The organism is Lachnoanaerobaculum orale (assembly GCF_003862485.1).
Lineage (GTDB): Bacteria > Bacillota > Clostridia > Lachnospirales > Lachnospiraceae > Lachnoanaerobaculum > Lachnoanaerobaculum orale.
The window spans coordinates 291,223-312,938 of sequence record NZ_RRCM01000002.1 but is presented as its reverse complement, the minus strand read 5'-3'; the positions used below and the strand labels follow the sequence as shown (position 1 = coordinate 312,938).

Here is a 21,716-nt window from a genome sequence, read left to right as displayed (position 1 = left end):
ACTATACTTGAAAATAATACGACGTATATAGTGTATAAGATATATTAAAATACAAATATAAAAAATGTGTATATTAAAATAGAGCTTAAATTCAGTCAAGGTGAAAATCTTGACTTTTTTGATGAAAGTTTATTCTTTAGTACATTTTTACTGGTATTTAACATTTAAAAATGTTACTATATACAGGTGAAGTTATGTAAAGTATAACTATTGGTAATATGACGACATATTACAGCTTGGGTGTACTAAAAAATTAGGAGAAAGAGATGAGTGTAAGGAGAAGAAAGACTAATTTATTTTTATATGTACTGTTTTTGATGCTGTTGGCATCCTTTGCTTTTTATCCGAATGAAGCAAAAGCGACAGGTACAGGAGCTACTGCAACGGAGATTGTATACAACGATACAGGTCAAACCGTATCGGAGCCCGGAAGATTGGAATCTTTTTGGCTTAATGTAAGCGTATCAGGTGGAACTTATTCGGAGCCGTATTCAATACTGTATTTGAAAAGAGATGAATTTGACAGACCTGATGTCAATCAGTTCAGATCCAATACTATAAAAAGTGCCACATTGACAAATGATGCCACATATTGGAAGGTCAAAATAGTTTACAATATGCTCTCACCGGGACCGAGAATAGGAAATCCGTTTAGAATTTCCATGATAAACGGTAAATTTGCAAACGGTGAGACAGCTACCATTGAAACAAGACTTTTTACAAAAGACGGTGTGGAGCTTGCAAATTCAAGCAAACAGATTACAGCACAGACCTATGTATTTGGTATTAACAGTAATGATGACGGAACAATAAGAGGTTGGACTAAGGGGTGGAGTGACACTTATGTTCAGGTAACAGACGACCAAACAGATGCCACTCATACACATCTAAAGAACGGGTTTACAGATACTTGGTACAGTTATGCTCAAAACGGAAAAAAGCATGTAAATGATACTGAGGTAACCGGTTATAACTATGGTGTGGACAGAAGGAAAAAAAGAACCGTTTTGTCATTGCTTCCGGGTATGATATGGGATCCGAGTCTGCCTGACAATAGTGACTGGACCTATGACCCGGTGAATCACACTATTACAAAAGATACGATAGCAAATTCCGGTTCGCCAAGCTATATGTTCAAGTTTACAATAAAGTATGACGGTACACAAACTGTAAATGAAAACAGTTATACTGATGTTTTTATACCGCAGACCAATTACCTTGTAAATGATGACGGCACTGTGGACCTCAGTACAGAGAGAAAGACTAAAGTTCATAAGTCATATAAGTACACACAAAAGCTGTATCTTACTAAGAGAAACGTATTTCCTGAAACTAATGAAAACGGTCAATTAAAAGCATATGCATCAGGAGATTTATATACAAATCTTGGTGATAATGACGGTAAGGATAAATGGCTTATAAATGTATCACAGTACTGGGGAGCGGGTAATGTAACAGGCTCCACTACAAGTTTCAGGTCCATAAAGGACACTCCGCATGAGAATGTGGATTTCCAAGGATACGGAATCAGGGTGTTTGAGTCGATGTTTGACGCCGCAAACCTTGCAAAGCTTTCTCACAACAAGCTTATAGGTATAAATGATGACAATACAGAGGACGTGATTGCTACTGATATACCTTATACCGCCGTGAACAATTATGATGAGTATTATAAGTGGAATACCGAAAATACCATTACGCCTAAGCACTATAAGTCAATAAGACTTGATTTTGATGATGATATAACTATTTCGGGATATGGAGAGTATGCAGTAGGATTATTTGTAGAAAGTAAGCTTACAGCTCCGGTGGTGACAGCTATCCAAAACAGAATAAATACAACCAACACATATGCCACCGTATACAATACCGGAGAAGCGCTCTCAAGCAGCGGTACAAGCTTGAGGTCACAGCTTGTTAGAAGACATTACGGAAAGAATTATGCGAGACTTGAACTGCTTCCGCATTCTCAAAATGTCAACGGTAACCCTAATGTCACAAATGTTCAGTTAGGAGATAATGTACTTTATCATGTATACACAAATTATAATTCATATCTGAATGCGGACAGAACGGTAGACAATGCCAAGCTTATATTCCTGGTAGACCCTGAGCTTGAGTTCAGCAGTGCACTACACCATAGCTATCAGGCGAAGTACAGATTTACTTTAGATACCACACCGCAGAGAATAGATGATTATAAGGGTACAGGTAAGACAGCCTATGTCTTTGATTTGAACAACTTTACATTGCCGAAGGTTCCGGGTACGTTTAGCGGTGTGGACAGAATGTATTATACTTTCAAGCCGACAACTGCACTTAGTGAGGGTGAGCATACCGTGGAGTCGTTCCTAAGCTGGGATAACAACTCAACCGATGCAAGCGGAACCGATCCGAATACGGTTTACTCTTCTACCGTTGATAACGCACAAAGGGGTATAAGCTTCCTTGATAAATACGATGCGAATAATAACGGAAATAGAAATGACAGGCTTTCATACCTTTCTTTTAAGTTTAACTTCGTACCGCCAAGAGCGGTTATCCTTACAAAGAAACAAAAGCTTGCTACAGATACTGCATATAAGAGTATTATAAAAGCGGAAAAGGGAGATATTGTAGAGTACAAATTATCTGCATGGAATAATTCCATTGACAATGCATCGGCGGTTAATATCATGGACATCCTCCCATATGCCAATGATAAGGCGATAGTAAAGGATGACAGCGGAAACTATGTAAGCCGAGGTTCAAAGATGTATCCTGTTTTGCAGGGACCTGTAAGTGCACCGAGCGGATATAGTGTTTACTATTCTACAGATGCTCCGGCCGGAACAATTGAAGGAAATGTAGGCGCAAACTGGGTACCTGCATCGGCTGTTACAGACTGGTCAAGTGTCACCATGTTTAAGGCTGTGATGAATACAAGCTACAGGCTTACACCGGGAAATACGGATGATTTTACATACTCCGTAAAGATACCTGAGACTAAAGAACTTGATGCGGATGCAAGTGCCAACAACTCTGTAGCGTCATGGTATGGAAACAACTTAACAGGTGCATCAGAGTCGACAGTATCAAAGGTGGGCATAAATAAATATCTTATATCAGGTAAAGTTTATTACGATGTGGATGAGAACAATGAGTTCAATACCGGAGATTTTGTAGGAGCAAATAAGCCTGTAAGACTTGTAAAGATGGAAAACGGAACACCTACAGTGGTGGATACGGTATTTACGGATGCAAACGGTAATTATACATTTAAGAATAAAATAAGTAATGCCGGAGATTATAAGGTGTATATAGAGACCTTCCCGGGAGACACAATAAGACCTTTAAACACAAGTACAGTAACAAAGATAGGAAATGAGTTTTCAAGCTATGAGGTATTGCCTTCAAAGCTTAAGGAAAACGAAAATCCTGTCCCGAACATGCACTGGGCAGTGGTGGATGTATCACTTACAAGGACTGACAACACCAAGATAGAAAACTTAGGATTAAAGACAGTATACTCAAACCTTATAGTAAAGCATATAAAAAGAGAGGACAACACTGAGCTATCGCCTACAACAACCGTAAGGATGCCAAGGTGGACACCTTATACGACCTCTCCTGTAACGGATACCTATTATGAGGCTGAGACACCGCTGCCTACAAATAAGGACGGAGAGTACGGAGATAACGACACTACGGTAACCTATTACTATGTAAGAAAGAATGCAGGCAATGTGACTGTACATCACTATGAAGAGAATACTACAACAGAGCTTGCCACAACGTTGGTACTTCCTGGAGCAAACAAGTTCGGATTAAACTATACTACAGGTGAAGAAAGTATTACAAACTATGAGTTGGTAGCACAGCCTACAAATAAAAACGGAACATATACTTTGCAGCCGCAGATAGTGGATTACTTCTATAGAAGGAAGAATGCGGGAAATATAACTGTCAAGTATCTTGAAACGGGAACAAACAATCCTGTTCACGCTCAAAAGGTATTGGACGGAACGAAAAAGCTTGGACTTAACTATTCTGAAAGTCCGGAGAACATTACATATTATGATCTTGATACAACAAACCTGCCTACAAATGACAGCGGAGTGTATACTGCATCACAGATTACAATCACTTATTATTATAAGAGGCAGAATGCAGGTGACGTAACTGCAACCTATGTGGATGTCGATACAAATACCGCACTGCATACTCCTGAAGTACAAAACGGAGCAGGTAAACGTGGACTTGCATACGATACCGATGTAAAGAGCTTTACAAATTATACACTTATAGCACTACCTACAAACAAGTCAGGAAACTTTGCTTCAGGAAATATACTTGTAGAATATAAGTACAGAAGAAATGATGCCGGAAAGGTAACTGCAACCTATGTTGATGCAGATACGGGAGCAACTCTTCATGCAGCCATAGAACAGGACGGAAGCAGAAAACTTGGACTGCCTTATGATACGGATCAAAAGAGTTTTGTAAACTATGACCTGATTGCTGTACCTACTAATAAAGCAGGAAACTTTGCTTTGGGAGATATACTTGTAGAATATAAGTACAGAAGACAGAATGCCGGAGACGTAACGGCAACCTATGTAGATGTTGATACAAATACCGCACTTCACGCTCCTGAGGTGCAAAGCGGAGCAAGAAAGCTTGGCCTGCCTTATGATACGGACCAAAAGAGTTTTACCAACTATGATTTGACAGCAGTTCCAAGTAATAAGAGTGGAAACTTCGGAAATACTTCGGTGCTTGTAGAATATAAGTACAGAAGAAAGGATGCAGGAAATGTAAGAGTAAGACATCTGGATGCAATAACCAATGCCCCTCTTGCACCTGAAGAATTCTTGGACGGAAGCAGAAAGCTTGGACTTGCCTACACCACACAGGCAAAGAACTCTACAGACCTTCCAAACTACGAGCTGTTTGGTGGAATACCTGCCAATGCAAACGGAGTATATACTGCAGGAAGTGATATCATAGTCACATATCTTTATCAAAGGGAGACTGCAGGAAACGTAATAGCTACTTATAAAGATGAGGCCGACGGACATGAGCTTCATCCGCTTGTAGGACAAAGCGGAGTGGGAATGCTGGGAGTTGCCTACGACACTGAAGCAAAGACATTTGATAACTACGACCTGATAAGTATCCCTGCCAATAAGTCGGGAACATTCTCACACAGTAATGTATTGGTAGAGTATGTATACAGAAGAAAAGATGCAGGAAGTGTAAAAGTAAATCATATAGAAGCCGGAACCGGAGAGGTACTGCACAGCCCAAGTGTACTTGACGGAAGCAGAAAACTGGGGCTTGCTTATACTACAAACAGTGAGAATATAAACTTCTACGATTTGGTCAGCGTGCCTGCCAATGCAAACGGAATCTTTACAGTAGGAGAACAGGTAGTAAACTATGAGTACACAAGAAAGAATGCAGGAGATGTAGTGGTACGTCATCTTTCAAAGTATGACGGAAGCGAGCTTATACAAAGAGAAGTACTTGACGGAAGCGGAAAGCTTGGACTTACATATACAACAAATGCAGCGGATATTGATTACTTTGAGATAGATACGATTCCTTCAAATAAAGACGGAGTATATACTACCTTGCCACAGACTGTAGACTATATCTACAGAAGAAAGAATGCAGGAAGTGTAAAAGCGGTATATGTGGATGAAGAAGGAAATGAGCTTGCAAACAGTGAAGTATTATCGGGAGTAGAGAATGCGGGATTGCCATATAATACAGTAGCAAAGAGTATAACTCACTATGAGCTTGTAAGTATGCCGGGTAATGCAAGCGGAGTATTTAGTGAGAATGAGCAGACTGTTACATATGTATACAGAAGAAAGAATGCAGGAAGTGTAAAAGTATTCTATATAGACGGTGACAGCGGAGTTAACCTTGCAGAGCCTAAGATACTTGATGGAAATAAAAAGCTTGGACTTGCATATACTACAGAGCCTGAGAATGTGGAGTTCCATGACCTTATAAGTATGCCTGCCAATAAAGACGGAGTATTTACCGATGAAGAGCAGACGGTTACTTATATGTATGGAAGAAAGAACGCAGGAAATGTAACAATACATTATGTAAATACCGCACATCTAAGGATAAAAAATGATGATATCTTAGACGGAAGTAAGAAACTCGGATTGCCGTTTACAACAAGTGCTGCTGAGATTGCAGGATATCACTTTACAATGGTGGAAGGAGTAAACTTCGGAATACTCGGATTACCTGATCAAAGTGTAAATGACGGAATATTCAAAGAGGGAGCACAGGAAATAACCTATGTATACCGAAAAGATCCAAGTGTGGTAATCACACCCGGAGAGCCTGTACCGGCGACACCAAGTAATATAGCAGACCCTAGAGACTGGAACAGTGACTTTATTATAAGACCGGGAATAGCCACATCATCAATAGCTACAAGGTCAAATACAAGTAGAGGAGGATCATCATCAGATTCAACACTAAGACCTGCAAAGACGATAAAACTTATAGATAATGCAACCATTGATAAGAGGGATGAAAACCCGACAAATCAAAACCCTGTAACACAGGAGCCTAAAAAGAAGGCGAATATGGTAGTACCACAGGATGAGAACAAAGCCAAAAAGCTGCCTGTGCCGAAGACGGCAGATGAGAATAAGACATACATCTATATGATGATGCTTATAATATCTTTATCGGCTTTGTTAAGGTTTAGAAAGAAAAAATAAAAGAATGAGGTCACAAACGTGGCCTCTTTTTTAATTTTAAGATATATAGTTAGAATAATACTTAATTATGCTTTACAAATATAGTCATTTGAAATACAATAAAATCAAAAAGGAGATATTACTATGGCGCAGGTTAGTTTTAGAATTGATGATAAAATAAAAAGAGATGCCGAGCAGGTGTGTGATGATATCGGAATATCAATGTCCGCAGCGATTACAATTTATCTCAAAAGGCTTGGAAAAGAGAGAAGAATACCGTTTGATTTGGTTGCAGACCCGTTTTATTCCTCCAAAGATATAGAAGTACTTGATAGACGAATAGCCGATATAAAAGCAGGTAAAAATATTTCAGAGCATGAGCTTATCGAGGTGCAGTAGTGCGAAAGATTTGGCATGACGAAGCATGGGAAGAATATAAAGAGTGGCAAAGCAAAGATAAGAAGATACTTAAAAAGATCAATACTTTGATAGAGAGTATTGACAGAAACGGTTATAGCAGTATCGGTAAGCCCGAAGCTTTGAGAGGAAACCAGGCAGGATTTTACAGTATAAGAATAGATAAAAAGAACAGGCTTATATTCAGAGTAGCGGATGATGCAATAGAAATAGCCCAATGTGGCGGACACTACGACGATAAGTAGGTGTATAACTGTGAAGTATTCGGTCGGGACGAAAGTCTCGGCTTTTTTAATGATAGTTTATTTCTTGTTACTTTATTACTGGTATTTAACATTTGAAAATGTTATTATACATATGTAAAGTTATGTTTAACATAACTCTAAAGAATGATCGTGGAATCATAAAAATATTTTACAGCGTGGGTTGACATAAAAATATAGGAGAAAAAGATGAAATTAAGAGAAAAAAAGAATTTGTTTTTATATGTGTTATTTTTGATGATGTTTGTAGTTTTTGCTTTCCGGCCATATGAAGCAAGAGCTACAGGTGCGGGAAGTTCGGCGATAACGGATATAACATATGTTGATGCACATCAGACCACTACACTTTCGGGACAGCAGACACAGTACTATTTGCATGCCGGAATATCCGGAACTGTAGGAACATATACAGAGCCGTATTCTATAATATATTTGGATAGAAATAAGTTTGCACAGCCCATTGTTGGTAATGTCTCAGGTTCTTCAACGATAAAATCCGTATCGGTGACATGGGATTCCACAAATTGGATGATAAAGATAACGTACAATTCACTGACAGCCGGAGCACCTCCTATAGCAAACCCTTTTAGAGTAACTACATCACAGGTGTTTGCCGACGGTGAAACCTACAATATGGTCACAAAGCTTTTTACAAAAGACGGTACGGAGCTTGCTTCATTGACAAAGACCTTCACGTCAAGCACAAATGTGGTCGGAGTTCCGGGAGCGGATAACGGAGTTATTGACGGATGGGCCAACGGAAATACAGGCAGTGTATTGGTATCTGATGATGAGACTGATGCAAGTCATACACATATAAAGTCGGGAGTAACGGACCCGGTACGTGCAATTATATATAACGGCACGAAGAATACTACAGATACCGAAGTAACCGCTGCCAATTTCGGTGTGGACAGAAGGAATGTAAGGACGATAATAAAATTGCCAGCAAGCGTTGACTGGGATCCAAGTCTTCCGAATAACTCAAGTTGGACTTATAATGCCGCAGATCACACAATCACACAGGATGTACCGAGGAATAACAGAGGAAACTTCTTTTTAGACTTTACTGTAAAGTTCAACTCTACACAGAGTGTTAATGATGCTACATGGACAAGACTTGATTTTCCACAGACGAACTACCTTATAAATGATAACGGTACTTTAGATATGAGCACTGAAAGAAAATCAAAGGTTTATAAAAACTATAAATACAAAAAGAAATTAAATATATATAAGCATATTGTAATGCCTGAGCAAAACGGATCGGCTTATTATACCAATGATAAATATGTACATCTGAATGCCAACGGCGGTGTAAATAAATATATTATCGGGTTATCACAGTTTTGGGGTAACGGAGTGACTCCGGCCGCAGGTTCGGTAGTAAAGTTCAAATCCATTGCAGATATACCGAATGACGCGGTAATTTTTAAGGGATACGGAATCAGAGTTTGGGAGTCAATGTTTGATGCCGCCAATCTTGCAAAACTGTCTCATAATAAGCTTATAGGTGTAAATGATGATAATACTGAAGAGGTGATTGCTACAAATATAGCGTATACTCCTGCCAATACGGTGAATGCATTCTATAAGTGGGATACGGACCACAGTATGACCGAAAAGCATTATAAATCTATCAGACTTGACTTTAATGATGAGATAGCGGTATCGGGATATGGTGAAAATGCCGTCGGACTTTTTGCCGAGACCAAACATACACCTGCACTGATTTCCAGAATAGAAGGTAAGCTTGCACTTGGAAATAACGATGTGACAGTCAACTACGGTAATGCATATTCAAGTGCCGGTACTGAAATAGGAAGCGCAGTGGTAAGAAATTATTATAAGCCTGATTATGCAAATATATATTTGGAGAAGCATTCACAGCAGGTAAACGGTAATCAGACTATGACCAATGTTCAGCTGGGTGATACCATAACATACCATGTGGTGCCAAGATATGTTACCTTCCTAGGTGCACCAAGAAATGTGGACAACGGTAAGTTGATTTTTTTGGCAGATCCTGAACTTACATTTGATCATGTAGAACATGCGCCGTATCAGTCAGGTTACAGGTTTACTTTGAACACTACTCCAGACGTGATATATGACTATAAGGGAACCGGTAAGACCGCATATGTATTTAAGCTTGAAAACTTTGTATTACCTGAGACCAATGTGGACAGTTGGGCTCTTGACAGAGTACTTGCCTTCTTCAAGCCTACAACCGCTCTTAGTGAAGGCGAGCATACAGTGGAGTCAATACTTAGTTGGGATAACAACTCAACAGCCGCTAACGGAAACGATCCAAATACGGTATATTCAAGTGCGCAGGTAAATGCTTCTACAGGCTCAAGCTACTTGGATGTTTATGATGCCAATAATAACGGGAATACAAACGACAGACTTTCATACTTAAAGTTTAAGTTTAACTTTGTACCGCCAAGGGCAGTTGTACTCACAAAAAAGCAGAAGTTATCTACAGAGAGTACTTATCGAAGTATAATAAAGGCGGAGAAGGGAGATATTGTAGAGTATAAGTTGTCGGCGTGGAACAACCTGCTTACAGGTGATGCCACCGGACTGAATATAATGGACATCCTCCCATATGCCAATGATAAGGCGATAGTAAAGGATGACAGCGGAAACTATGTAAGCCGAGGTTCAAAGATGTACCCTGTTTTGCAGGGACCTGTAAGCGCACCGAGCGGATATACGGTTTACTATTCTACAGATGCTCCGGTAGGAACGATTGAAGGAAATGTAGGCGCAAACTGGGTACCTGCATCGGCTGTTACAGACTGGTCAAGTGTCACCATGTTTAAGGCTGTGATGAATACAAGCTACAGGCTTACACCGGGAAATACGGATGATTTTACATACTCCGTAAAGATACCTGAGACCAAAGAACTTGATGCGGATGCAAGTGCCAACAACTCGGTAGCGTCATGGTATGGAAACAACTTAACAGGCGCATCAGAGTCAACCGTATCAAAGGTGGGTATAAATAAATATCTGATATCAGGTAAAGTCTATTACGATGTGGATGAGAACAATGAGTTCAATACCGGAGATTTTGTAGGAGCAAATAAGCCTGTAAGACTTGTAAAGATGGAAAACGGAGCACCTACAGTAGTGGATACGGTATTTACAGATGCAAACGGTAACTATACCTTTAAGAATAAGATAAGTAATGCCGGAGATTATAAGGTGTATATAGAGACCTTCCCGGGAGACACAATAAGACCTTTAAATCCAAGTACTGTAACAAAGATAGGAAATGAGTTTTCAAGCTATGAGGTATTGCCTTCAAAGCTTAAGGAAAACGAAAATCCTGTCCCGAACATGCACTGGGCAGTGGTGGATGTATCACTTACAAGGACTGACAACACCAAGATAGAAAACTTAGGATTAAAGACAGTATACTCAAACCTTATAGTAAAGCATATAAAAAGAGAGGACAACACTGAGCTATCGCCTACAACAACCGTAAGGATGCCAAGGTGGACACCTTATACGACCTCTCCTGTAACGGATACCTATTATGAGGCTGAGACACCGCTGCCTACAAATAAGGACGGAGAGTACGGAGATAACGACACTACGGTAACCTATTACTATGTAAGAAAGAATGCAGGCAATGTGACTGTACATCACTATGAAGAGAATACTACAACAGAGCTTGCCACAACGTTGGTACTTCCTGGAGCAAACAAGTTCGGATTAAACTATACTACAGGTGAAGAAAGTATTACAAACTATGAGTTGGTAGCACAGCCTACAAATAAAAACGGAACATATACTTTGCAGCCGCAGATAGTGGATTACTTCTATAGAAGGAAGAATGCGGGAAATATAACTGTCAAGTATCTTGAAACGGGAACAAACAATCCTGTTCACGCTCAAAAGGTATTGGACGGAACGAAAAAGCTTGGACTTAACTATTCTGAAAGTCCGGAGAACATTACATATTATGATCTTGATACAACAAACCTGCCTACAAATGACAGCGGAGTGTATACTGCATCACAGATTACAATCACTTATTATTATAAGAGGCAGAATGCAGGTGACGTAACTGCAACCTATGTGGATGTCGATACAAATACCGCACTGCATACTCCTGAAGTACAAAACGGAGCAGGTAAACGTGGACTTGCATACGATACCGATGTAAAGAGCTTTACAAATTATACACTTATAGCACTACCTACAAACAAGTCAGGAAACTTTGCTTCAGGAAATATACTTGTAGAATATAAGTACAGAAGAAATGATGCCGGAAAGGTAACTGCAACCTATGTTGATGCAGATACGGGAGCAACTCTTCATGCAGCCATAGAACAGGACGGAAGCAGAAAACTTGGACTGCCTTATGATACGGATCAAAAGAGTTTTGTAAACTATGACCTGATTGCTGTACCTACTAATAAAGCAGGAAACTTTGCTTTGGGAGATATACTTGTAGAATATAAGTACAGAAGACAGAATGCCGGAGACGTAACGGCAACCTATGTAGATGTTGATACAAATACCGCACTTCACGCTCCTGAGGTGCAAAGCGGAGCAAGAAAGCTTGGCCTGCCTTATGATACGGACCAAAAGAGTTTTACCAACTATGATTTGACAGCAGTTCCAAGTAATAAGAGTGGAAACTTCGGAAATACTTCGGTGCTTGTAGAATATAAGTACAGAAGAAAGGATGCAGGAAATGTAAGAGTAAGACATCTGGATGCAATAACCAATGCCCCTCTTGCACCTGAAGAATTCTTGGACGGAAGCAGAAAGCTTGGACTTGCCTACACCACACAGGCAAAGAACTCTACAGACCTTCCAAACTACGAGCTGTTTGGTGGAATACCTGCCAATGCAAACGGAGTATATACTGCAGGAAGTGATATCATAGTCACATATCTTTATCAAAGGGAGACTGCAGGAAACGTAATAGCTACTTATAAAGATGAGGCCGACGGACATGAGCTTCATCCGCTTGTAGGACAAAGCGGAGTGGGAATGCTGGGAGTTGCCTACGACACTGAAGCAAAGACATTTGATAACTACGACCTGATAAGTATCCCTGCCAATAAGTCGGGAACATTCTCACACAGTAATGTATTGGTAGAGTATGTATACAGAAGAAAAGATGCAGGAAGTGTAAAAGTAAATCATATAGAAGCCGGAACCGGAGAGGTACTGCACAGCCCAAGTGTACTTGACGGAAGCAGAAAACTGGGGCTTGCTTATACTACAAACAGTGAGAATATAAACTTCTACGATTTGGTCAGCGTGCCTGCCAATGCAAACGGAATCTTTACAGTAGGAGAACAGGTAGTAAACTATGAGTACACAAGAAAGAATGCAGGAGATGTAGTGGTACGTCATCTTTCAAAGTATGACGGAAGCGAGCTTATACAAAGAGAAGTACTTGACGGAAGCGGAAAGCTTGGACTTACATATACAACAAATGCAGCGGATATTGATTACTTTGAGATAGATACGATTCCTTCCAATAAAGACGGAGTATTTACAACCTTGCCACAGACTGTAGACTATATCTACAGAAGAAAGAATGCAGGAAGTGTAAAAGCGGTATATGTGGATGAAGAAGGAAATGAGCTTGCAAACAGTGAAGTATTATCGGGAGTAGAGAATGCGGGATTGCCATATAATACAGTAGCAAAGAGTATAACTCACTATGAGCTTGTAAGTATGCCGGGTAATGCAAGCGGAGTATTTAGTGAGAATGAGCAGACTGTTACATATGTATACAGAAGAAAGAATGCAGGAAGTGTAAAAGTATTCTATATAGACGGTGACAGCGGAGTTAACCTTGCAGAGCCTAAGATACTTGATGGAAATAAAAAGCTTGGACTTGCATATACTACAGAGCCTGAGAATGTGGAGTTCCATGACCTTATAAGTATGCCTGCAAATAAGGACGGAGTATTTACCGATGAAGAGCAGACGGTTACTTATGTATATGGAAGAAAGAACGCAGGAAATGTAACGGTTCATTATGTAAATACCGCACATCTAAGGATAAAGAATGATGATATCTTAGACGGAAGTAAGAAACTCGGATTGCCGTTTACAACAAGTGCTGCTGAGATTGCAGGATATCACTTTACAATGGTGGAAGGAGTAAACTTCGGAATACTCGGATTACCTGATCAAAGTGTAAATGACGGAATATTCAAAGAGGGAGCACAGGAAATAACATATGTATACCGAAAAGATCCTAGTGTAGTAATCACACCCGGAGAGCCTGTACCGGCGACACCAAGTAATATAGCAGACCCTAGAGACTGGAACAGTGACTTTATTATAAGACCGGGAATAGCCACATCATCAATAGCTACAAGGTCAAATACAAGTAGAGGAGGATCATCATCAGATTCAATCGTAAGACCTGCAAAGACGATAAAACTTATAGACAATGCAACAATTGATAAGAGGGATGAAAATCCGACAAACATAAACCCTGTAACACAGGAGCCTAAAAAGAAGGCGAATATGGTAGTACCACAGGATGAGAACAAAGCCAAAAAGCTGCCTGTGCCGAAGACGGCAGATGAGAATAAGGCATACATCTATATGATGATGCTTATAATATCTTTAGCGGCTTTGATAAAACTGAAAAAGAAAACAAAGTAAATCTTTTACCCTGACCGCTTAGGTCGGGGGTTTTTATTATATTACCTGAAATACCGGGTAAACAGGATGCTTTGTAAGAAAACCGTCAGAATTACAGAGGTGAATAGTATTGACAATGAGCGGTTCTTTTAGTAACATTAAATACTGTGTAAGTAGGCGATGGTATTTACACACAGTGAATATGCGATGGTATTCACACATAACAAAAATGTAAAGCAACCAATAAAAAAGGAGGAAAAAGGAATGCCAACATTTAACCAGTTAGTTAGAAAAGGCAGACAGACTTCAGTTAAAAAGTCTACAGCTCCTGCTCTTCAGAAGGGATTCAACTCACTTCACAAGAAGTCAACAGATATCTCTTCACCACAGAAAAGAGGAGTTTGTACAGCTGTTAAGACTGCAACACCTAAGAAGCCTAACTCAGCGCTTCGTAAGATTGCCAGAGTTCGTCTTTCTAACGGAATCGAAGTAACAAGCTATATCCCGGGAGAGGGACATAACCTTCAGGAGCATAGCGTTGTGCTTATCCGTGGAGGTAGAGTAAAGGACTTGCCTGGTACAAGATACCATATTATTCGTGGTACTTTAGATACTGCAGGTGTCGCTAACAGAAAACAGGCCCGTTCAAAGTACGGTGCTAAGAGACCAAAAGATAAGAAATAATAACTAAAGATACAAAATATAATTCTTTAGCGAAAGCAAAGCTTTCATGATTAGATAGTGCCGATTTTTTGTTGGTTGCAAAAAATATAGGCACGAGGACGCAAAAAGCGAGTACCTAAGATCTAAGTGAATATTAAGGAGGGAAGAAACGTGCCACGTAAAGGACATACACTAAAAAGAGATGTATTAGCAGATCCTTTATACAATAACAAGGTAGTTACAAAGCTTGTAAATACTATCATGTTAGACGGTAAAAAGGGTGTTGCACAGAAGATTGTGTACGGAGCATTTGACAAGGTTTCCGATAAGACAGGAAAGGATCCTGTAGAGGTTTTCGAGGAAGCTATGAACAACATCATGCCTGTACTTGAGGTAAAAGCGAGAAGAATCGGTGGAGCTACATATCAGGTTCCTATCGAGGTAAGACCTGAGAGAAGACAAGCTCTTGCTCTTAGATGGCTTACATTCTTTTCAAGAAAAAGAGGCGAGAAGACACAGGTTGACCGTCTTGCAAACGAGATAATGGATGCGGCAAACAACACAGGTGCTGCAGTGAAGAGAAAAGAAGATATGCATAAGATGGCAGAGGCTAATAAGGCATTTGCTCATTATAGATTCTAATAGGAGGAAACCAATTGGCTGGAAGAGAATATCCTTTAGAGAGAACCAGAAATATTGGTATCATGGCTCATATAGATGCCGGTAAAACCACACTTACTGAGCGTATCCTATATTATACTGGTGTAAATTATAAAATCGGTGATACCCATGAGGGTACCGCTACAATGGACTGGATGGAGCAGGAAGCAGAGAGAGGTATTACAATTACTTCAGCTGCTACAACTTGCCACTGGACATTACAGGAATTTAACAAAGTAAAGCCGGGTGAGAAGGAAAATCGTATAAATATTATCGATACTCCGGGACACGTTGACTTTACAGTAGAGGTAGAGAGATCACTTCGTGTACTTGACGGTGCTGTAGGTGTGTTCTCTGCAAAAGAAGGCGTTGAGCCGCAGTCTGAGAACGTATGGAGACAGGCTGATACATATCATGTACCGAGAATGGCATTCATCAACAAGATGGACGTTATGGGTGCAGACTATTATGCAGCTGTTGAGCAGATTCATACAAGACTTGGAAAAAATACAATCATGCTTCAGATTCCGATCGGAAAAGAAGATGATTTCAAGGGAATTGTTGATCTCTTTGAGATGAAAGCTTACATCTACAATGATGACAAGGGTGATGATATTTCAATCGTTGATATACCTGACGAGGTAAAGGACGAGGCTGAATTATATCATGGCGAGCTTGTTGAGAAGATTTGTGAGCTTGATGATGACCTTACAATGATGTATCTTGAGGGCGAGGAGCCGTCAGTTGAGCAGCTTAAGGCGGCACTTAGAAAGGGAACTTGTGAGAACAGGGCTATTCCTGTTTGCTGCGGTACAGCTTATCGTAACAAGGGTGTGCAGAAGCTTATCGATGCTATCGTTGAGTTCATGCCTTCACCGCTTGATATCCCTTCAATAAAGGGTGTTGACCTTGACGGAAATGAAGTTGAGAGACATGCTTCAGATGAAGAGCCTTTCTCAGCTTTGGCATTTAAGATTATGACAGATCCTTTCGTAGGAAAGCTTGCATATTTCAGAGTTTACTCAGGAACACTTAACGGCGGTTCATATGTGCTTAACGCTACAAAGAGTAAGAAGGAGAGAGTCGGTCGTATCCTTCAGATGCACGCAAATAAGAGAACAGAGATTGACAAGGTTTACTCAGGAGATATCGCAGCCGCAGTTGGATTTAAGGTTACAACAACCGGTGATACAATCTGTGACGAGCAGCATCCTGTAATACTTGAATCAATGGAATTCCCTGAGCCGGTTATCGATATTGCTATCGAGCCTAAGACCAAGGCAGGTCAGACAAAGATGATAGATGCTCTTGCAAAACTTGCTGAAGAGGATCCTACATTCAGAGTTAAGACAGATACAGAAACTGGACAGACCATTATATCAGGTATGGGTGAGCTTCACCTTGAGATTATCGTAGACAGACTCCTTAGAGAGTTCAATGTAGAAGCAAATGTAGGTGCACCACAGGTTGCTTACAAAGAGACATTTACTAAGGCTGTTGACGTTGATTCCAAGTATGCAAGACAGTCAGGTGGTCGTGGTCAGTACGGTCACTGTAAAGTTAAGTTCGAACCGATGGATCCGAACGGAGAAGAGACATTCAAGTTCGAATCAACCGTTGTCGGCGGTGCTATTCCTAAGGAATATATACCTGCTGTCGGCGAGGGTATCGAGGAAGCTACAAAGTCAGGTATTCTTGGCGGATTCCCGGTACTTGGTGTACATGCAAATGTATATGACGGTTCATACCATGAAGTCGATTCATCAGAGATGGCATTCCATATCGCAGGTTCTATGGCATTCAAGGATGCTATGAGCAAGGCGGGCCCTGTACTTCTTGAGCCTATCATGAAGGTAGAAGTTACAATGCCTGAGGAATATATGGGTGATGTTATCGGTGATATCAACTCAAGAAGAGGTCGTATAGAGGGTATGGAGGATATCCCAAGCGGTAAGCAGGTAAATGCATTCGTTCCGCTTTCAGAGATGTTCGGTTACTCAACAGACCTTCGTTCAAGAACACAGGGTCGTGGAAACTACTCAATGTTCTTTGAAAAATATGAGCAGGTTCCGAAGTCTGTTCAGGAAAAAGTACTTAACGATAAGAAAGCTTAATTATAAAAGTTTTTCATTATAAAAACTTAAAAAAACGGGTTGAGCCGGTTTATTAACTTGATAAATCTCGGCTAATACTATATAATATAACAAAATTTACTATTAATTTAGGGTTTAATTCAAGGAGGAATTAACAATGGCAAAAGCAAAATTTGATAGAACAAAGCCTCATGCTAACATTGGTACAATCGGACACGTAGATCACGGTAAGACAACTCTTACAGCAGCTATCTCTAAGGTTCTTGCAACAAGATTCCCTTCAGAGACAAACAAGATTGTAGACTTCGATAAGATTGATAAGGCTCCCGAGGAGAAGGAAAGAGGTATCACAATCTCAACAGCTCATATCGAGTATGAGACAGCTAAGAGACACTATGCACACGTTGACTGTCCTGGACATGCCGATTATGTAAAGAACATGATCACAGGTGCTGCACAGATGGATGGTGCTATCCTTGTTGTTGCTGCTACTGACGGTGTTATGGCTCAGACAAGAGAGCATATCCTTCTTTCAAGACAGGTAGGTGTTCCATATATCGTTGTATTCATGAACAAGTGTGATATGGTTGACGATGAGGAGCTTCTTGAGCTTGTAGAGATGGAGATCAGAGATCTTCTTAACGAGTATGAGTTCCCTGGCGATGATACACCTATTATTCAGGGTTCAGCTCTTAAGGCTCTTGAGGATCCGATGGGACCTTGGGGTGACAAGATCATGGATCTTATGGATGCTGTTGACAGCTACATTCCTGATCCTGAGAGAGATACAGATAAGCCTTTCCTTATGCCTATCGAGGACGTATTTACAATCACAGGTCGTGGTACAGTTGCTACAGGTAGAGTAGAGAGAGGTACACTTAACCTTAACGATACAGTAGAGATTCTTGGTATCCATGAGGATAAGAAGTCAACTGTTGTTACAGGTATCGAGATGTTCAGAAAGCTTCTTGATCAGGCTCAGGCAGGTGATAACATCGGTGCTCTTCTTAGAGGTGTTCAGAGAACAGAGATCGAAAGAGGACAGGTTCTTGCTAAGCCGGGTTCAGTAACATGCCATAAGAAGTTTACAGCTCAGGTTTACGTTCTTACAAAGGACGAGGGTGGACGTCATACACCTTTCTTCAACAACTATCGTCCACAGTTCTACTTCAGAACAACAGATATCACAGGTGTTTGCAACCTTCCTGCAGGAACAGAGATGTGTATGCCTGGTGATAACGTAGAGATGACTATCGAGCTTATCCATCCTGTTGCTTGTGAGCAGGGTCTTAGATTCGCTATCCGTGAGGGTGGTAGAACAGTAGGTTCAGGTAGAGTTGCATCTATCATCGAGTAATCTTTGATTATAACAATAAAGGGTATTATATCGGTTATACAGTGATGTGTCTTTTGATGCTAGGTAATCTATAATACCTTCGTATAAAAAACGGACTCCCAAAATTGGGAGTCTTGTTTTATTCCTGATTTATTTTACCGTGAAGCCAAATATTGCCTTTGAACCTTCTGCCGACCATAGGTTCACCCTGCAAATCCTCTTTCTTTATGGCTATACTGAGTTCTATATCGCTGCATTCTATTTTAAGTATCAACAGTCGTTCATTAGTGAGTATATTTTCTTCTTCTTTTATATCCAAGATATTTCCTACAATACTGTATATATCATTTTCCATACCGTAAGGCATAAACAGTGTATCAACGATACTGTATACATCCTCGGTCTGTATCCTGTCATTGAGAGTGGAATACAGCAATGCTTCATCTGTAGTCAGAGTGTCTATAGCATTTTCATCACCTCGCTTGGCGGCTTCTATAAGCAAAGTTCGATCCTGTGACCTCTGCTTTGAACTTTCAATTTCCACCAAGGTCTTTTTTATCGGTAATAAGACCTTGCCGTCCGAGCAAAAACCGAATAGATTGACAGATGATATCTTCTTACCTGTATCGTAGTCAAGAGGGTTTGAAAGTCTGAATATCAAAGACATTCCAAGCCTGTTGTCATCAAGCATACCTGAGAATACCGAGTCGTCTATATGTTTTTCGATACTGCATTTTGAGACGGAGCTTACAGAAGTATCTTTCACATATGGGAAATAACCTTCTCTTATAAATACACCGAGATTCTCAAGATATCCGTATATACATAGCCCCACAGACTCCGAGAGATTTTTACGTATCTCCCAAAGTCTTTCCTTTTCTGTAGTCACACTGATTCTTGCCGAGGCGATATTTTCTCTTTGAATTTTATCAAGCAATTCTTTTACTTCATTTTTCTTCTTGTACATTGAAAAGCCGATGCTTCTAATATAGTTTTGCAATTTTAGATTCCCTCTTTTCTACGAGATTTGCGTATTTCGTTGCGAGTTTCACCGGCAAACCATTCACGCTTCTCAATGTCGGTCTCAGGGATGAGCCTCGGAACTCTGTGCGGCTTATCATCCTGTAGTGCAACGTATACCAGGTATGCGGTATTTACAAGGAATCTTTTTCCTGTAGCCAGATCTTCCACATAGCTGTTTACTCTTACTTCCATCGTTGAGTTGCCTACATGAGTCAGATTGGCAACCAAAACTGCAATATCACCGGTATACATAGGTTTTGAAAAATGTATATTGTCAATTGCTACAGTGGAAACAGGCATATTACAATGTCTCTTGGCAGCAATACCGCCGATAAGATCAATCCATGAAAGCAAATCGCCGCCAAACAGTCTGCCTGAAGCGTTTAGGTATCTGGCGCTGACCTGATAGGTTTGCTCACATCTTGAATCACCGACTCTCTTTAGCGTATCTCCGTTTTGGATACCGTCATTCCAAGGAGTTTCATTCTTTATCATATTGTCTGTAATATTTTCCATCAATATCCTCGAGTTCTTTATTTTATTTCTTTTTTCTATGATTGCCTCTATAACGGGCACCATAAATATGGCGACTATACCGCCTGCAAATCCGTTATTATAAAGGTTCAGGCCTTTGTATACAATACCTACATTAAGGGCTACAGATGAATGTAAGAACCCGGCTATAAGACCTGCCAATACTCCGAACTCACCTGCAATAGGTGCTAAAGTGGTGGATAATAAAAGCGTAAGTATAGGTGCAGGCTCATTTATATACCATTGCTTCATAAATGCCGATATACATACTCCGACCATTACGGGAAGTATATTTCTCATATGCTTGCCGGCAGGAGAAAAGCCTACTATTGTAAAAATTGATCCTATGGTAGGTCCGTTTAAGTCACCTTTTGCTGCCAGTACAAATGCTGTAGCTATTATACCGTTTATAGACATATTAAAGATATATACTGCATCCGAATAATTGTGTTTGTATGTACCGTGTACTCCGGTTTCGCGAAGTAGCCTCATATATGACGGGAAAAGATCTTTGCCGTCCAGTATAAGAGCGACCACAACCATATAGCCGAAAAGTACAAACAGTGCAACGGCAAATAATATTGTATGTGAACTGTCCCAAATAAGTCTGGTCTCTATATCTACACCGAATGATTTAAATATGGATACAAGTACGGTAGCTATAATACCTGATGAAAATCCTACATTGTAGAGTGAATAGCCCTTGTGTGCGGATTTTACATGGAGTGATATAGGAAGAAGCACATATCCTATGATAAGTCCTGTTACTGTTGCAAGCAGCAACTGCCAAACAGTGCTTTTGTGCCCTATTTGCATTACAAGTGTAATGGCAGGTGAGAGGCTTGTACCATACAGACCGTAGTAGATATATTTCTTCAGTGAGTAGCCGTGCAGTCTGGCATACACAAAGAAGCCTATAAGTATAAGCCATATATTAACTACATTCTTTCCGAAAAGTGAAAATCCGAATATAAGATATGAGCTTACCACTATATGTCTGTCAAATTCTACCTTGAAGTGATACAGCAAAAACAGCAGGATGAGTGTAAGTATTCCTGCATTGAAAAAGGCTGCACCGATACCGCCGACTACTATATAGTCGGTAATAAGAAGGTCGGGCTGTATGATTATTTGCCAAAGTCCGGGCAATATTTCCTTGATAGGTGAAAATATCAGTGCAAATATCATAAAATAAATGGGGACCGTAGAGATAAATAAAAATCTCTGCTTATAAGTTAATGTTCCGGTGGCTTTGTAATCCCTAAAAAATGCCATAAGAAACTCCCGTTTGAGGCTCAAACCTCGTCATATTTTTATTTAATTATAATGAATAATAGGGAGTTTAGTCAAATACTTTGATATATATAAAGAAAATTAT

The 21,716-nt window shown here is 40.1% G+C and carries 10 protein-coding genes and 1 pseudogene; 8 read left to right on the top strand and 3 right to left on the bottom strand.

Annotated features, from left to right (window positions below; genetic code table 11):
* The first annotated feature begins 266 nt into the window (after nt 1–266).
* The 8 genes from EHW90_RS11465 (at nt 267) to tuf (ending at nt 18,802) form a co-directional block, all read left to right on the top strand.
* Complete coding sequence (locus EHW90_RS11465) at nt 267–6,734, top strand: MucBP domain-containing protein (RefSeq protein ID WP_124952868.1); 6,468 nt, start codon at nt 267–269, stop codon at nt 6,732–6,734.
* A 123-nt stretch (nt 6,735–6,857) separates the two neighbouring features.
* Nucleotides 6,858–7,112: a type II toxin-antitoxin system RelB/DinJ family antitoxin gene (locus tag EHW90_RS11460; RefSeq protein ID WP_124952867.1), complete on the top strand. Its 255-nt coding sequence runs from the start codon at nt 6,858–6,860 to the stop codon at nt 7,110–7,112.
* A complete protein-coding gene (locus EHW90_RS11455) occupies nt 7,112–7,375 on the top strand; it encodes a Txe/YoeB family addiction module toxin (protein WP_124952866.1) in 264 nt (87 codons plus the stop codon). The genes EHW90_RS11460 and EHW90_RS11455 overlap by 1 nt, the downstream gene beginning before the upstream one ends.
* Nucleotides 7,376–7,582: 207 nt before the next feature.
* Nucleotides 7,583–14,050: a MucBP domain-containing protein gene (locus EHW90_RS11450; RefSeq protein ID WP_124952865.1), complete on the top strand. Its 6,468-nt coding sequence runs from the start codon at nt 7,583–7,585 to the stop codon at nt 14,048–14,050.
* A gap of 243 nt (nt 14,051–14,293) precedes the next feature.
* Nucleotides 14,294–14,713: a 30S ribosomal protein S12 gene (gene rpsL / locus EHW90_RS11445; RefSeq protein WP_007594901.1), complete on the top strand. Its 420-nt coding sequence runs from the start codon at nt 14,294–14,296 to the stop codon at nt 14,711–14,713.
* A 150-nt stretch (nt 14,714–14,863) separates the two neighbouring features.
* Nucleotides 14,864–15,334, top strand: a complete 471-nt coding sequence (gene rpsG, locus EHW90_RS11440; protein WP_040458303.1) for a 30S ribosomal protein S7 — start codon at nt 14,864–14,866, stop codon at nt 15,332–15,334.
* A 14-nt stretch (nt 15,335–15,348) separates the two neighbouring features.
* The gene (fusA, locus tag EHW90_RS11435) at nt 15,349–17,466 is read left to right on the top strand and encodes an elongation factor G (RefSeq protein WP_124952864.1); all 2,118 of its coding nucleotides are present in this window, start codon (nt 15,349–15,351) and stop codon (nt 17,464–17,466) included.
* Nucleotides 17,467–17,602: 136 nt separating this feature from the next.
* On the top strand, nt 17,603–18,802 hold the full coding sequence (gene tuf / locus EHW90_RS11430; RefSeq protein WP_008750055.1) for an elongation factor Tu: 1,200 nt from the start codon (nt 17,603–17,605) through the stop codon (nt 18,800–18,802).
* A gap of 118 nt (nt 18,803–18,920) precedes the next feature.
* Here the strand turns inward: tuf and EHW90_RS11425 are convergent, their stop codons facing one another.
* The 3 genes and pseudogenes from EHW90_RS11425 to EHW90_RS13740 form a co-directional block, all read right to left on the bottom strand.
* Nucleotides 18,921–19,781, bottom strand: coding sequence for a DUF3881 family protein (locus EHW90_RS11425; RefSeq protein WP_124952863.1), 861 nt, complete (start codon nt 19,779–19,781; stop codon nt 18,921–18,923).
* 2 nt (nt 19,782–19,783) lie between these two features.
* Nucleotides 19,784–20,299 (bottom strand): acyl-CoA thioesterase, encoded by a 516-nt coding sequence (locus EHW90_RS13840; RefSeq protein WP_242867657.1) that lies wholly within the window; start codon nt 20,297–20,299, stop codon nt 19,784–19,786.
* Nucleotides 20,300–20,320: 21 nt separating this feature from the next.
* Nucleotides 20,321–21,613: pseudogene (locus tag EHW90_RS13740) on the bottom strand (DUF1576 domain-containing protein); the annotation flags it as partial.
* Nucleotides 21,614–21,716: the final 103 nt, after the last annotated feature.

Coding starts and splice junctions, on each gene's coding strand:
- EHW90_RS11465 (WP_124952868.1), top strand. CDS start 267: ATGAGTGTAAGGAGAAGAAAGACTAATTTATTTTTATATGTACTGTTT.
- EHW90_RS11460 (WP_124952867.1), top strand. CDS start 6,858: ATGGCGCAGGTTAGTTTTAGAATTGATGATAAAATAAAAAGAGATGCC.
- EHW90_RS11450 (WP_124952865.1), top strand. CDS start 7,583: ATGAAATTAAGAGAAAAAAAGAATTTGTTTTTATATGTGTTATTTTTG.
- rpsL (WP_007594901.1), top strand. CDS start 14,294: ATGCCAACATTTAACCAGTTAGTTAGAAAAGGCAGACAGACTTCAGTT.
- tuf (WP_008750055.1), top strand. CDS start 17,603: ATGGCAAAAGCAAAATTTGATAGAACAAAGCCTCATGCTAACATTGGT.
- EHW90_RS13840 (WP_242867657.1), bottom strand. CDS start 20,299: ATGATAAAGAATGAAACTCCTTGGAATGACGGTATCCAAAACGGAGAT.